This is a genomic window from Paenibacillus turicensis, from assembly GCF_050461185.1.
Lineage (GTDB): Bacteria > Bacillota > Bacilli > Paenibacillales > Paenibacillaceae > Fontibacillus > Fontibacillus turicensis_A.
In genome coordinates this window covers 23,787-39,039 of record NZ_JBCMOR010000016.1, presented here as the reverse complement: position 1 = coordinate 39,039, position 15,253 = coordinate 23,787, and the positions used below count along the sequence as shown (strand labels likewise).

14 protein-coding genes are annotated in these 15,253 nt (G+C 37.7%); 6 read left to right on the top strand and 8 right to left on the bottom strand.

The features are described 5' to 3' along the window. Positions 1 to 163: 163 nt before the first annotated feature. Positions 164 to 1,783, top strand: a complete 1,620-nt coding sequence (gene glgP, locus ABE099_RS18965) for an alpha-glucan family phosphorylase (RefSeq protein WP_430032888.1) — start codon at positions 164 to 166, stop codon at positions 1,781 to 1,783. A 296-nt stretch (positions 1,784 to 2,079) separates the two neighbouring features. Here the strand turns inward: glgP and ABE099_RS18960 are convergent, their stop codons facing one another. Further along, the gene (locus tag ABE099_RS18960; RefSeq protein WP_430032886.1) at positions 2,080 to 3,345 is read right to left on the bottom strand and encodes a DUF445 domain-containing protein; all 1,266 of its coding nucleotides are present in this window, start codon (positions 3,343 to 3,345) and stop codon (positions 2,080 to 2,082) included. 206 nt (positions 3,346 to 3,551) lie between these two features. After that, positions 3,552 to 4,010 (bottom strand): hypothetical protein, encoded by a 459-nt coding sequence (locus ABE099_RS18955; RefSeq protein WP_430032884.1) that lies wholly within the window; start codon positions 4,008 to 4,010, stop codon positions 3,552 to 3,554. Between the two features lie 286 nt (positions 4,011 to 4,296). Here ABE099_RS18955 and ABE099_RS18950 point away from each other — a divergent pair, with 286 nt between their 5' ends. After that, entirely contained in the window at positions 4,297 to 4,623 is a 327-nt protein-coding gene (locus ABE099_RS18950; protein WP_430032882.1) for a winged helix-turn-helix transcriptional regulator, read from the top strand. Between the two features lie 119 nt (positions 4,624 to 4,742). Here the strand turns inward: ABE099_RS18950 and ABE099_RS18945 are convergent, their stop codons facing one another. Then, complete coding sequence (locus ABE099_RS18945; protein WP_430032880.1) at positions 4,743 to 5,480, bottom strand: AAA family ATPase; 738 nt, start codon at positions 5,478 to 5,480, stop codon at positions 4,743 to 4,745. Continuing rightward, positions 5,480 to 6,466, bottom strand: coding sequence for a Gfo/Idh/MocA family protein (locus ABE099_RS18940; protein ID WP_430032925.1), 987 nt, complete (start codon positions 6,464 to 6,466; stop codon positions 5,480 to 5,482). Before ABE099_RS18940 ends, ABE099_RS18945 begins: the two co-directional genes overlap by 1 nt. A 172-nt stretch (positions 6,467 to 6,638) precedes the next feature. Between ABE099_RS18940 and ABE099_RS18935 the strand changes: the two genes are divergently transcribed. Genes ABE099_RS18935 through ABE099_RS18925 form a run of 3 tightly spaced genes read left to right on the top strand, consistent with a single transcriptional unit; the run spans position 6,639 to position 8,522 of the window. Then, complete coding sequence (locus ABE099_RS18935) at positions 6,639 to 7,406, top strand: SGNH/GDSL hydrolase family protein (RefSeq protein WP_430032879.1); 768 nt, start codon at positions 6,639 to 6,641, stop codon at positions 7,404 to 7,406. Positions 7,407 to 7,417: 11 nt separating this feature from the next. After that, positions 7,418 to 7,951: a shikimate kinase gene (locus tag ABE099_RS18930; protein ID WP_430032877.1), complete on the top strand. Its 534-nt coding sequence runs from the start codon at positions 7,418 to 7,420 to the stop codon at positions 7,949 to 7,951. Positions 7,952 to 7,967: 16 nt separating this feature from the next. Beyond that, positions 7,968 to 8,522: a GNAT family N-acetyltransferase gene (locus ABE099_RS18925; RefSeq protein ID WP_430032875.1), complete on the top strand. Its 555-nt coding sequence runs from the start codon at positions 7,968 to 7,970 to the stop codon at positions 8,520 to 8,522. Between the two features lie 143 nt (positions 8,523 to 8,665). Here ABE099_RS18925 and ABE099_RS18920 read toward each other — a convergent pair whose 3' ends face one another. The 4 genes from ABE099_RS18920 to ABE099_RS18905 all read right to left on the bottom strand — a co-directional run bounded on the left by ABE099_RS18920 (position 8,666) and on the right by ABE099_RS18905 (position 14,126). Next, positions 8,666 to 9,688, bottom strand: coding sequence for an NADH:flavin oxidoreductase/NADH oxidase (locus ABE099_RS18920; RefSeq protein WP_430032874.1), 1,023 nt, complete (start codon positions 9,686 to 9,688; stop codon positions 8,666 to 8,668). Positions 9,689 to 9,756: 68 nt separating this feature from the next. After that, on the bottom strand, positions 9,757 to 10,539 hold the full coding sequence (gene aroD, locus ABE099_RS18915) for a type I 3-dehydroquinate dehydratase (protein WP_430032872.1): 783 nt from the start codon (positions 10,537 to 10,539) through the stop codon (positions 9,757 to 9,759). Between the two features lie 102 nt (positions 10,540 to 10,641). Continuing rightward, the gene (locus ABE099_RS18910) at positions 10,642 to 12,381 is read right to left on the bottom strand and encodes an ABC transporter ATP-binding protein (RefSeq protein WP_430032869.1); all 1,740 of its coding nucleotides are present in this window, start codon (positions 12,379 to 12,381) and stop codon (positions 10,642 to 10,644) included. Continuing rightward, entirely contained in the window at positions 12,378 to 14,126 is a 1,749-nt protein-coding gene (locus ABE099_RS18905; protein WP_430032867.1) for an ABC transporter ATP-binding protein, read from the bottom strand. Before ABE099_RS18905 ends, ABE099_RS18910 begins: the two co-directional genes overlap by 4 nt. 175 nt (positions 14,127 to 14,301) lie before the next feature. Between ABE099_RS18905 and ABE099_RS18900 the strand changes: the two genes are divergently transcribed. Continuing rightward, the gene (locus ABE099_RS18900; RefSeq protein WP_430032864.1) at positions 14,302 to 15,180 is read left to right on the top strand and encodes a LysR family transcriptional regulator; all 879 of its coding nucleotides are present in this window, start codon (positions 14,302 to 14,304) and stop codon (positions 15,178 to 15,180) included. The last annotated feature ends 73 nt before the right edge of the window (positions 15,181 to 15,253 follow it).

The window sequence follows — 15,253 nt, the reverse complement described above, 5'->3', positions numbered from 1 at the left end:
TATTCATAAATCAAAACAGGTAGACATCATTTTTATAGTTGTGTGCATACTATTGATTAGTTGTTTATCGTCAAGTAGCAACATGCGTAAGTTGTATCAACTTCGCGCCTAGCCTAATATACTGCATTAATTAACGTAAGGTCATATGGGGGGAATTTTACTTATGAATGAAAAAAGGTTGCCTTCAGTCGCTTATTTCAGTATGGAGTTTGGACTTCATTCTGATTTTAAAATGTATGCTGGCGGATTAGGCATTTTAGCTGGTGATTACATTAAGGGCGCCAGAGATATTGATGTGCCTATTGTAGGTATAGGCCTAAAATGGAAGCAAGGTTACACTGATCAATTCATAAATGATCAAGGACAGCCTTATGATTCTTATCATAATTACACCTATGATTTTCTTGAAGATACGGGTGTTAAGGTGACTGTTGAAATTAGAAATATCCCTATCCATTGCAAAGTGTGGAAAACAGAGCATTTTGGCAATAACCCGTTATATCTGCTTGATACGGATATTCCTGAAAATGGCGATACGTGGATTACCGGTCAATTGTATGGCTGGTTTGGCGAGGAAAGAGTGGCGCAAGAAATCGTTTTAGGTATCGGTGGTATTCGTGCATTACGAGCACTAAATATTCCAATTGACGTGTATCATTTTAACGAAGGTCACGCCATTTTAGCTGCGGTTGAACTAATAAAAGAGAAACAACACAATGGATTACCATTCCAAGAGGCATGGGAGAAGACGCGTCAAGAGGTGGTGTTCACCACACATACCCCTATCGTTGAAGGAAATGAAACCCATCCACTTGATCGTTTAGAGTATATGGGTGCATTTAACGGACTAACACGCCAACAAATGATTTTAATTGGCAATGACCCCTTTAATATGACCGTTGCAGGCTTAAGGTTATCCCGTAAATCTAATGCAGTTGCTCAACTACATGCAGTAACCGCCAATAAAATGTGGGAACATGTACAAGGTAGATCTGAAATTATCGGGATTACTAATGCAATCCATACTCCAACATGGGTGGACCCCCGTATTCTATCAGCCTTTGAGCAAAATGGAGACTTATGGGTCGTTCATCAACAGTTGAAATCTGAGCTTATCCAATTTATCGCTGAACGTACGGGCATACATTTAGAGCAAAACAATTTATTAATTGGCTTCTCAAGACGTGCGGCACCTTATAAGCGAAGTGATCTGATTTTCTCCAAACCCGAAAAAATTGAACCTTATTTGCAATCTGGTAAAATTCAAATTGTCTTTTCGGGTAAAGCACACCCACTAGATGATGTAGGTAAAAAAATTGTAGGTAACCTTGTTGATATGATGAATCGATATCCAAAAAGTGTAGTATTCCTTGAAAATTACGATATGGAAATTGGGGCAAAGCTAACGCGTGGTGCTGACATTTGGCTGAACAATCCAAGAAGACCATTAGAGGCTAGTGGGACGTCTGGCATGAAGGCTGCGATGAATGGTGTACTAAACTGCTCTATTTTAGATGGTTGGTGGCCTGAGGCGTGCCTAGATGGTGAAAATGGATGGGCGATTGGTGATGGGCTTGAAACGACAGACTTTGATTATTTGGATGAACATGATAGTAATGCTTTGTATGATGTGTTATTAAACAAAGTGTATCCTACTTATTATGATAATCACCCTCGCTGGAAGGAAATGATGCATAAGAGCATTGAAACAACCTATGCCGCCTTTGCAATGCCTAGAATGATCCTCGAGTATTATGACAAATTATATAACGGCTCTAAGTAGTCGCACATAAAGTAAATAAAGTGAGTATACCTCCAGCGACTAGGCTGTCAGAATACTCACTTATATCTTAAAATTTGTGGTTCATATTAATTAGTGGTTGACAACATCCCAAGCTAGCGAAAGGAGCAGAGAGATTCTGGAGAAGTGGAACGTTCATCTCTTAAAATCAGATTTCAACCATCAAGTTGTCTATAAATAATAAGGAATCTGGTTTTAACAATGATCGTAAGAACTCTCTGTCCTGTAGCCCTCCATCTCCAATATTGGCAACCACTAATTTTTGAGATCCAAAAATTTCAAACTAATATTAACTTCAAAGTGGTTAAGATAATCCCAACTATAAAACCACATACAGCCCCGTTTAGACGAATCCACTGCAAGTCATGTCCGACCTTATCCTCAATTAGTTCAATTAGAGCATCGTTATCCAGCTTGTTCAAATTTTCTTCAACTAGATCTCCAATTTTAGAGTGATGCTTATCGAATAATGCGGCTGCTTGCTCCTGCACCCATTGCTCCATTTGCTCCAAAAGCAATGGATTACTATCTAATTTATCCACAATTTTTCGTAACATAGGCACTAATATTTCAGCGCGAAATTCCTCTGTTTGAATATAAATAGAAAGCTGTTGTAGGCTTTGTTCAATCCATTTTTGAAGCTTTCCACTTTCTTTCCAATTCTCAATTACATTTACTTTTAATTCTCTGAGTTGATTCATAAGCTTAGTTGATTTAGATATATTTAAAAGCTCATTTTGAATAAAATAGAGCATTTTGTAACGCTCTTGATGATCAGATATTTTCCATTCCCGTATTTTGTCCAACAGAAATGTTTGTAGCATGCTACCTAATTTATCTTCATCTAAATAACTTGTAAATGCACCAAGCGCAAATTTCATGAGTCCATTAAGCTGAATAGAATTAACACGTTGCATTGCTAAACGTCCCATTAATTCTTTAGCTTCGTCTTGAGACACCCATTGCTCAGCACGTTCTAATACATAATTTAGCGTTTGCTCATCCGCCTGCTCGCGGATAAGTCTTTTAAATAAAGACTCTAATACATCCTCTTCACGAATATTGCTCGCTATTTTATCAAGCCAATTTCCAGCATACTTCGTTATTGCTTCTGGGGAAAGCTGATCCAATCCGATCTGTAATGTCCGTATAATGCTATCCTGTACAGTAACATCAGAAACCGAGGATTTAAGCTTACTAAGAACGATCCCGGAAATATTCACACTTTTTATTTTATTTGTTACACTTTCCCGATTTAAAAGCTCTGTTTCTACCATCGTTTTGATGGCATTCACCATTTTCTCCCTGTTTTTAGGAAGCAATGCAGTATGGGGAATTTTAATGCCAAGTGGATGACGGAATAAAGCAGTAACCGCAAACCAGTCTGCCAAGCCCCCCACTAATCCTGCCTCAAAACCACCTTGCAGCAAGGCCATACCGGTACCTGAAAAAGGAAGCGTCGCAACAAAACCTGCGCCCATTACACCTAGTGATATATTTGCCATTCGATAAGTTTTCTTTTTATGCTTTCTCTGTTTTCTCATGTGTTCTCACCACTTCTTCGAATTGTTACACTAATCATGTTATACCATAGAAGCAGGTCACAATCCAAACTCCACGGTGACATGCTCAACGGTTTATCACAATCCAGAATACAAATTAATATACATTTATTTATTTTAGCTAAAGGGTTTAAGGGTCAAAAAAAAGCAGGCGCTTTATCGCGCCCACCTTTTATAGGTTACTATGTTTATTGAGGAACAGAAGGTTCAGAAGCTGAATTATCTGCTTTTTTTGCTTTTTTTGCTGTTGATTTCGTGAATTGCCAAGCCGTTACAATCGCCAATACAAAGAAAAGATAGTCCATCGGTTTTAATGAACCTATGATTAATTCTTTATAAACAGCCCAAATTACATCATCAAAATAACCAATATCATTGATTTGATTATAGGAATAACTAATTACAACATACTTACCAAATAAAATACCTAGTATACTGCCAACAACTGCATATAGTTGATGTACAAAGTTAACATTCTTTTTAGCAAAAATAGCAACTAAATATCCAGTTAAAGCCCCGGTAGCTAATGCTACATAACCAACCTCATATTCCGTTGCAATGGCGATACCTCCCCAAATAGCGCCACTAAGCAAAATACCAAGGAATGCCCCTACTAATGGAATAACATAATTTTTTTGTTCGTTCATTACATTCCCTCCTACCTTAATATAAATATGAACAATTTATGTCTAAGCTAGGATACATTATTTCTTATTTAATTTACATGGTTAATAAGACTCAATTATTAGTTAGCTTAACCATTAGTTTTAGTATTATATTTATAATCACACCATTATTTTATTCACTTAATAACATTTGTATAGTAAATTTAATAAATGAAAATAATGGCATCCCGTAACTTAATATAAATTAATGATTTAATTACATTTTTTACTTTGAATGTTATACTAAAGTTGTATTCGAGGTGATAATATGGCACAAACTAATGAAACCAAGTTATGTCCGAAATTTGAAAAAGGTATTCAACTTGCCACTAAACGATGGGCTTGTCTCATTATTCATCAATTACTTGAAGGTCCTAAACGATTTTGTGCAATTGAAACATCATTACGTATTAGCGGTAGATTGCTATCTGAGCGACTAAAGGAACTGGAGCAAGAAGGGATTATTCAACGTAACGTCTATGACGAGACACCTGTACGAATTGAATATGTGCTAACTGAAAAGGGGAAAGCTTTTGAGGAAGTACTAAAGTCACTTCAAACATGGTCACAAAGTTGGATAAAGGTTGAAGACTAACTCTAGTGTCTATCCAATCAAACACATCAATCAAGGCTAGCTACACAAATCATTTTGTAAATGGTTTGTGTAGCTAGCCTTATTGCTTCGTCCTTATTCCTTCGTCATTATATAATTGATCAATCCATAAGTTCCTTTAAAATACGTTCAGGATGATTTAGAAATGATTTTGTTAATATATAATGATCTGTCTGATCATAGGTTGTTTGCTCAATAACCTCATCACGAATTACAAAAACATCTGCATTTGGAAATGCCATTAAAATTGGTGAATGGGTTGCAATTATAAATTGACTGCCCTGCTGAACCAAATCATGCATTCTTGATATTAATGCAAACTGCCTTGCAGGTGATAATGCGGCTTCTGGCTCATCTAGAATATATAGACCAGATCCACGAAACCTGTGCATAATTAGTGACATAAAGCTTTCACCATGAGATTGATGATGAAGTGATTTCCCACCATAGCTCATGTACAATCCAGGTGTTTCCTGATCTAACTTTTCAATTTCTGAAGCTACATTATAGAAGCTTTCTGCTCTTAAAAAATAGCCATCTTTAGGGCGTTTAACCCCTTTAATTAACGTAATTTGTTGATCTAAAAGAGCATGTGTATTATTTGTAGAAAAATTAAAATTTTTAGAGCCACCCTCAGGGTTAAATCCGTAATTGACTGCAATCGCCTCTAACAAAGTAGATTTTCCACTTCCATTTTCCCCAACAATAAAGCTTACTGCATTATTAAAATTTAACGTTTTTAATGCTTGAATGAAGGGCAAATGATAAGGATATGAATGTAGGTCAACGTCAGCCAGCTCCAACCGAATCCCCCGCACATATAACTTACTTATACTCATTATTTATGATCCGCTGGAAATACTAATCCAATTTGCTTTCGAGTCTCTTCCATAATTTCAGCGACAGTTAATGAGTTACTAAGAGAATTAATATCACTTTCCGCTCTGCCACTCATAATTAAATCCGCAAATTCGACTGCCTCATAATACATAGATTCCTGTGTCTGTGATTGAGTTAAATCCTCAATCGTTCCATCACGATAGTAAATTTTCACTTGATATGGTCCATTAATTTTGTCAATGACCATCGTACCATTTTCACCTTGGATTTCAGCAGGTAGATAGGAGTCTGTAATTTTTGAATACATGATAACAGCATCCATCTCCTTATATTTCAATAATAAGCTACCTTCACCGTCTACACCCGACGATAACAACATCCCTGAAGCTTTTATTTCATCTGGCTTGCCAAACAACGTAACTAATGGATAAATGCAATACACGCCAATATCCATCAATGCACCATTAGAAAATTCCGGATTAAATGCATTTAACACTTTTCCTTGTTTAAAGGCATCATAACGAGAAGAGTATTGACAATAGCTAGCAAAAAAACGGCGAACTTCACCAAGCTTATATAGATTGTCGCGGATCACTCTAAAGTTAGGCATAAGCGTTGATTTTAGCGCTTCCATAAGCACAACGCCATTTTTCTTTGCCACTTCAACCATCGCGGTTAATTCCTTAGTATTGGAAGCCATTGGCTTTTCACACAACACATGTTTTCCATGCTCAAGACATAAAATCGATTGCTCAGCATGAAGAGAGTTAGGACTCGCAATATAAACAGCATCTAATAAATCACTTTGTGCCATCGCTTTCAAATCCGTAAATATTTCAATGTCATCATTATATTTCCCAGCAAATTCTTTTGCCTTTTCTTCCGAACGGGAATATACCGCAGTCAAAACAAGATGGTCTGTCTCCATAGCCGCAGCAATAAAGCGCTCTGTTATCCAGTTAGTTCCAATAACACCATATCGTATCACAGTTTCTCTATCCCCTTTTGTATAAAATAGTATGTCTATTTTCTCATCCTTAGTATGCTTTGTCCACTCTTCTACTATAGTTATTCATTCTGCATTACCTTGCCTCGATGTATGAACTGATTTACAATATTTATAGGTAGGTATTAACAAGGAGAAGCGAGGTGGTTACATGGAAAATCAGGAGAAACACAATTGGTTTCAGGAAGCAAAATATATTATTAGTGGGGATTCCATTTCCAAGGGCGTTATTTATGATGAGCAACGAAAAAAATACGTAGTGCTAGAAAATAATTACGTGTCATTGCTACAATCTAAATTAAAAGGCGCTGTTCGCAATACAGCACGCTTTGGAAATACATTAGTCAAAGGGATTACCAATCTGAAGAGAGATATCCTTAAGGAAAAGCCAAACATCGTCTTAATTGAGTATGGCGGTAACGATTGTGATTTTAATTGGAACGAGATTGCTGATAATCCACATGCCGAGCATAATCCCAAAACTGATTTTAATGTGTTTGAAAAAATGCTGATTGAAACGGTCGAATATTTACGAAAACAAAATATTATTCCAGTATTGATGAGTCTTCCTCCACTCAATGCCGATAAGTATTTTAAATGGGTTAGCCGTAACAATCCAATTGCTGAACATAACATTATGCAGTGGTTGGGGAGTGTAACTAAAATTTATTGGTGGCAGGAACGATATAACTCTACCATTTTAAAAGTATCTGAGCTGACTAAAACTAAAATTATTGATATTCGTGGTGCCTTTTTAGAGCATCCTGATTATACAAAGTTTATTTGTGTAGATGGCATTCACCCAAATGAAGCAGGCCATCAAATTATATGTAACAAGGTGCTTGATTTCATTCAGACTAACTATCAATTTTTATTAAGAGATCATAACGATTTAAAAGGTGTAACCGCTACTGACTAGGAGAATGATATATGACTATTCACACCATGCCCGAAACCTATACAAATTTAATTATGACCGGCTTTATGGGCGTAGGCAAAACAACAGTTGGAAAACTGCTTGCGAATCAACTGAATTGGCCATTTGTTGATGTTGATCATGAAATTGAATTACAGCATGGCAAAGCGGTTACGCAAATTTTTAAAGAGCTTGGAGAGCCTGCCTTCCGTGAAATGGAAAAGCAGTTTATTACTACATTATGTAAGGAGTCAACCCACCAAGTCATCTCATTAGGTGGTGGTGCCTTTTTACAGGAGGAAATTAGACAGGCATGTCTTGCACATGGTCTTGTTATTTATCTTGATATTAGCTGGGAATCATGGAAAATCCGTTTACCTTACATTCAGGATAGTAGACCCATTTTACAGCAAAAATCGTTAGAAGAGGTTGAACAATTATTCAATACTCGTCGAAGCTTATATCAGGACCATCATCTCTGTATTGAGATGGATGAGATTGGCTTTGAGGAAGCGGCCAAACAAATTATTTCTTCTCTAAATTTATAAACATATTGAGGTGCCTATGAACAACATAACAAAGTTGAATCCAGACCTAAACGAGGATGTATTTGCTTACCAAGCTACTGCAGAGGATGAAACTCAAATTAAAAGTCTGATATTGGATACAGCGGCTTGGCTACATAGCAAAGGGCTATCTCAATGGGATGCTTTACTTGAAGGTAAAGACAGTCACAATATAGCAGGTGCAATTTTACGCGGAGAAGTATTTGCATTTAAATCTCGTCAATTAAATGAACTTATTGGTACTGTTATTTTACAGTTGAATCCAAGTGCTTGGGATTTTAATTTGTGGGGTGAAGGGGATCAATTTCACGATTCTGCGATTTATCTTCATCGATTAGCTGTAAGTCGTTCCTATGGTGGCAAAGGATTAGGCGGGCTAATTTTAGGCTGGTCTGAGCGGGGGATAAGCTTTGCTAATAAAGACCGTATTCGTCTTGACTGTGTAGCGCATAATGAGCATTTAAATCAGTTTTATCTAAAATCAGGTTATGAATATAAGGGCATCAAGGATGGCTGGAGTAAGTATGAAAAAATAATTGTTACTTCAATATAAAAAGGATTTCTGAAGTCACTACCCTATTAATAGTATAAATACACCCCACAAAAACCAGATGTTTACTTAACTCTGTTCTAGCGGGGTGTATTTTATTTTACAGTTAATTCTATTACCTGCTGCACTCATTTGTTGTTTCTTCTTTAAAACCCTCGCTCATATTGCTTCGGAATATCTATCGTTTTATTTAACTGTTGTGCAGCTTCTAATGCCCAATATGCATTTCTCAACATTCCTCTACCTACAGCAACAAGCTCCACCGTTTCATTTCCGATAACAGCATTTGCCAAAATAGGGTCATCAAGCTTCCCAACCGCGATCACAGGGACATCTAATGCTTTTTTAATTGCCTCAGCAAGCGGCAACTGATAGCCAGCGTGATTTCCTGGCTTTCTTAAAGGTGAGATCGCTCCTTCACCCCCAGCCGAGATATGGAAAAGATCTACACCCGCCTCTTGGTATCGTTTAGACATCTCTATGCTTTCCTCAATTCCATAGCCATCCTCCACATACTCCTGTGCAGAAATTCTTAAAATTAACGGCATATCCTGTGGCATTTCTTGTTTCGCTGCTTGGATCACTTCTCGCCCAAATTTCGTTAAGTCTTTACCATACTCATCTTCTCTTTGATTAGTTAATGGAGAGTGAAATTGGTGAATTAAATAACCATGTGCACCATGGATTTCAATCGTATCTACTCCGATTTTAACAGCACGCGCCACAGCTTGGCGGAATTTCTGTACCATTTCAGTGACTTCCTCTGTCGTAAGTGCACGAGGTTGCTTATAGTTTTCATTGTAAGCAATTGCAGATGGAGCTACAGGAACAGCAGCATGCTCTGCCTTACGTCCTGCATGTCCAATTTGAATACCAACCTTAGCTCCATAGGAATGACAAGCATCTACAATTCTTTTTAACGCGGGCATTTGCTCATCGTTCCATAAACCTAAATCATAATCAGAAATACGACCATCTGGCTCTACATCCGTCATCTCAATAATAATTAATCCAGTCCCACCAATAGCACGGCTAACATAATGAATATAGTGCCAATCCGTTGCGATCCCATCCTTTTTTTCAACTGAATATTGACACATTGGTGGCATGACAATACGGTTTTTAAGCTCTAGCCCTTTTAGCTTATAAGGCGTAAACAAATCTGGCATATTAAAAGCTCCTTTCAACTCAAAATGCTTGTATTAAAACACAATACCACAGTATTATTATAAAAATATTAATGTGTTGTCTGACTCAGATTACTATGCAATAAGTCTAATATCGATCGAAGTGAATTGACATCAACTTGTCCAGGTGCAGATGCCTGTTTCCCAATACCAAAGGTCAATGCGGAGCCAAACACTTCCCCTGCTAAGCGTGTAATGACACCTTGACCTGCCATGGACATCGTAATAATCGGTGTGGTTGCATATTGGCTATACATCGTATATGTCGCATCGAGCAATGTAATCACATCCTGTGGATTTAAAGGCATCACCGCGTATTTAGGCAAGTCAGCACCTAAGCGCTGGGCATGTTGAAGTACCGCAATGATCTCAGCCTTTGAAGGTGTTTTGACAAAATCGTGCTTAGAAGCAATGACATATACACCATGCTTATGCGCAAGCTCAATTAACGAGGTAATAGTCTGTTCACTATTGTGTAGCTCCACATCTATAATATCTACCAACCCTGTAGCCACAATTTCTTGATTTAATTGCAAATAGGAAGCAGGCGTGATGGCCCTTTGCCCTCCCTCTTGTAAACTACGGAATGTAAAAATTAATGGGATTTCTCCTAATATGGAGCGAATCAGTACCAGATTCTGCTTCACTTCAGCTATATGCTCCACTCGTTCAAAGCAATCTACACGCCATTCTACAAGATCCAAGTTCAGCGTTGTTAAATACTTTGCTTCTTCCTCTAGTTGTGCAGATGTTGTCCCTACCATAGGTACACAAACCTTTGCTGGTCCTTCACCTAATTTTACTTGTCTAATGTTTAGGATTTTATGATTCATGAATAGCTACACCTCTACTCTCACTAGCTCTTATGGTCACTTAAATCAAGCGCACACTTATTGTGAATTATTGTATCATAACTTGTACAAAGTGTAGATTGATTAAACAGCAGCAAATTGGCTGTTATAAAGTGAAGCATAATATCCCCCACGTTGAAGCAATTCATCATGACTACCGCTCTCCACTACATCTCCATTTTTCATAAATAAAATTAAGTCAGCTTCACGAATTGTTGATAAACGGTGGGCAATAACAAAGCTAGTACGTCCTTCAATCATTTTCAGAAAGGCCTTCTGAATCCGAACTTCTGTTAATGTATCAATACTACTTGTGGCCTCATCTAAAATTAACATCGGTGGGTCCACAAGCATGACACGCGCAATCGTTAACAATTGCTTTTGACCTTGTGACAAGCTATCTCCCGTTCCACTAATACGTGTATTGTAGCCTTCTGGCAATCGCTTAATAAAGCTATGTGCATTAGCCGCCTTAGCTGCTGCAATGACTTCTTCATCACTTGCATCTGATTTTCCGTAGGCAATATTATCCCGAATCGTACCATCAAACAGCCATGTTTCCTGTAGAACCATCCCGAAATTACGACGCAAGCTATCCCGATTAATATCCTTAATGTTCACACCATCAATCGTAATTGTCCCTGCATCCACATCATAAAAACGCATTAATAAGTTAACCAATGTCGTTTTCCCAGCTCCAGTCTGCCCAACAATGGCAATTCGAGTTCCTGGCTGTACAGTTAAACTAAAATCCGTAATGAGCGGACGCTCAGGAACATAAGCAAATTTAACATGATTAAATTCAATGACACCTTTGTTTTGACCGACTTGATATTGTCGTGGCGAGTCAGTTTCTTCCACCTCTAGGTCCATTATTGCAAAAATACGTTCAGCAGAAGCAGTCGCAGACTGAAGCTGTGTTAGTACACCTGTAATTTCATTAAATGGCTTTGCAAATAAGTTGGCATAAATTAGAAAGCTTGATAAATCCCCCACTGAAATACGTGCCATAATTACCGCAATACTCCCAATAATCGCAATCGCAGAAAATGTAATATTATTGACTAAACGTGTTGTAGGGTTGGATAAGGAACTAGCAAATTGCGATTTCACCCCAGTATCGTATAAGGTTTGATTCAGTGTTTTAAAATCTTGTTCAGCACGTTGTTCATAATGGAACGCCTTAACCACCTTTGCTCCACCAATCATTTCCTCGATATACCCATTTAGCTGCCCTAAAATTTTTGCTTGCTCCTTAAATAAACGTTGGGAACGTCTAGTAATGTAGCGAGCTACAAAAAAAGTAACGGGTGCAGATAACACGACAACCACCGTCATAAGAGGATTAACATAAAGCATAAAGCCCACCGCACCAACGATTGTAACAATTCCAGTTAGTAAAGTGGAAATTCCCTGTAGTAACCCGTCTGAAATGGCGTCCATATCATTAACAAAGCGGCTAATGGCATCACCATGTGGATGACGATCATGGAATTTAAGTGGCAATTCATCAATATGATCAAACAAATCAGCACGCATATCATTAATCGTACAATAAGCAATTTGATTACTTAAATAGGTTAAAATCCAAGTAAAAACACTTCCAATGGTATAAATAAAAGCTAAGCTAATCAGGATCGAGCTGATTACCCCAAAATAAACTTCATTTGGACCTACCATTTGGTCAATCGCACGTCCAATTAAATATGGTCCAATTAAACTTGCAACGACACTCACAATCGCACTAATTATTGCCCATATTACAGACATCTTATATTTTTTTGTATATTGCAAAACGCGTGCCCAGGTCTCTTTTGTACTCATCCTGTAACCCCCTGACTGGCTTGCTGTGTAACATAAACCTCTCTATATACTTCACAAGTATCAACTAACTCCTCGTGACGGCCTATGCCAACGATACGTCCTTCATCAAAAACAATAATTTGATCTGCATGTTGCACTGTACTCACTCGTTGAGACACTAGCAAAACGGTTGATTGTGCACTATATTTAGATATGGCTTGGCGTAATGCCGCATCGGTTGCAAAATCAAGTGCACTTGCTGAATCATCAAGAATTAGTATTTCAGGATTAGCTACAACTGCTCGAGCAATCGTAAGACGTTGCTTTTGACCACCAGACAAGTTTTTACCGCCTCTTTCAATCATCGTTTCATACCCATCAGGCAACTTACTAATAAATTCATCTGCTTGAGCGATTTGCGCCGCAAGCTTGATTTGCTCATCCGTTGCTGTATCTTTTCCCCATCTAATATTTTCTGCAATTGTCCCATAAAATAGCAAAGCCTTTTGCGGCACAATGCCCATCTTATTACGTAGCTCTATAAGTGGATAATCCTTAACATTTACCCCATCTACAAGCACTTCGCCTTGACTCACGTCATAAAAACGAGGGATTAAATTCACGAAGGTGGATTTCCCCATTCCAGTTCCCCCAATTATACCCACCGTTTGACCTGAATATATTGCAACAGACACATCTTGCAGAGCAAGATCCCCTGTTGAGTTATAGCCAAAGGAAACCTGTTTGAATTCAATCTTTGGTGTCATTGCTGGTGTAGCATCTTGTTCCTTACTTTTAGTGTAGCTCTCACCATCTGCAATTGTACCCTGAACAGCAAGCACCTCATTAATTCTGGCAGCAGACGAGGATGCCTTTGTAAACAAAATGACGAGATTAGACACTACAATAAGTGCTAACAAAATTTGTGTAACATAGTTAATAAATGCAATCACTTCACCTTGGGATAAGCTTCCTGACTCAATATGGAATCCACTCACCCATAAAATGATAATAATCGTCCCATTCACCACAAAGCTTGTTGCAGGACTTAGCAAAGAAGCAATTTTACCTACTCTAAGCGCAGTTTGCGTAACATCATCTGACGAAGCATGGAAACGTTGACGTTCTGCACGTCGTTTAGCAAAAGCACGGATAACTCGAACGCCACTCAAGTTTTCGCTTAGAACTAAAGCAACTTGGTCTAATTTTTTTTGATAACTACGATATAAAGGCGAAGATTTGGTAATAACCAAATACAACACTATGGCAAAGATCGGCGTTGAAGCTAACACAATTAAAGCAAGTCTAAAATCTAAAATCATTGACATAATGATGGCCCCGATACAAATAAACGGCGCTCTAATAACTAAGCGAATCAGCATCGCAACAGCAACCTGCAATTGGTTTACATCATTTGTAATTCTATTTACTAACGATGAAGTCCCAAAGCGATCCATTTCCTTATGTGAAAACGTAAAAATATGTTTGAATAATGTATCCCTTAAGGAAGTACCAAAGCCTTGGGAAGCACGTGCTGCATAATATTGACAAATCATGGCACAGCCAAAGCCCAATACTGTCATAATTAACATTAAGCTACCCATTTTTAGTACATAATCGGTATCCTTCTCACCAATTCCATGATTGATAATAAGCGCAACGATTGTAGGCAACAATAGCTCTAAGATTGCCTCCAATAACTTAAAAAAGGGCCCTAATATACTCTCTTTTAAATATGGCCTTAAATAAGATTTCAATTTGAACATAAACCACCACACCTAACCTATGTAATATATGATTACGATTGTTTCCTTCTCTAACCCATTTATGATTATGGCATACGTTAAACTATATTGAAAATATTTAGTTTATATCTCAGACATATGATATAAATATGGATAGTGAAAAATTTTAATCCGATTTTCTGAAAGGAAAATTCCCATGGATATCAGACAATTAAAATATTTTTTGACCATTGCTGAGGAAGGCAGTATCACTGCGGCAGCTAAGAAATTAGCTATGGCACAACCTCCTCTAAGTCAGCAATTAAAGCAACTGGAGGATGAGCTAGGCGTCCAGCTTATGGAGCGTGGAGCTCGTAATATTACACTCACTGATGCAGGCCTCATACTTCAAAACAGAGCTAAGCAAATTATCGCTCTCAACGACTCGGCAGCAAGAGAAGTAAGAGATATAAGCAGTGGTCTAAGTGGGACGCTTGCCATTGGTACTGTTTCCTCTTCCGCCTCTACTTTACTAAAGCAACGTTTAACCTACTTTCATGGGCAATACCCCGATGTTACGTTTGAAATTCATGAAGGTAACACATTTAGTATGATTGATTTACTTAATAAAGGAATTATTGAAATCGGAATTGTAAGAACTCCTTTTAATGTAACCAACTTAAATTGTGCCTATGCTGAAACAGAACCGATGGTAGCTGTGATGACAACAGAACATGATTGGGATGTGGTGAAAACAGAAATTCAGATGGATGATTTAAAGGGACGACCTCTAATTATTTATCGTCGTTTTGAACAGCTTATTATAAACACTTGTTATCAGAGTCATTTTGAGCCTTCTATTTTATGTAAAAATGATGATGCTCGTACCACTCTGTTATGGGCTAATGCAGGGCTAGGCATCGGTATTTTGCCTAAGTCGGCTGTATATGCCTTAACAGATCACAATGATCTACGAATCAAGGTGATTCAAAATGATGCTCTTCATACTCGGATTGCCGCCATTTGGGACAAGGATCGTTATCTCTCTTCTGCTGCGAGGAAATTTATTGAATGCTTTAATGATAAAACCATTTAAAAAGAAAATTTTCTGATACTAGTACCTGGTACTAGTATTAAGTGTTATAATGAAGTAATATTACTAATTCGAA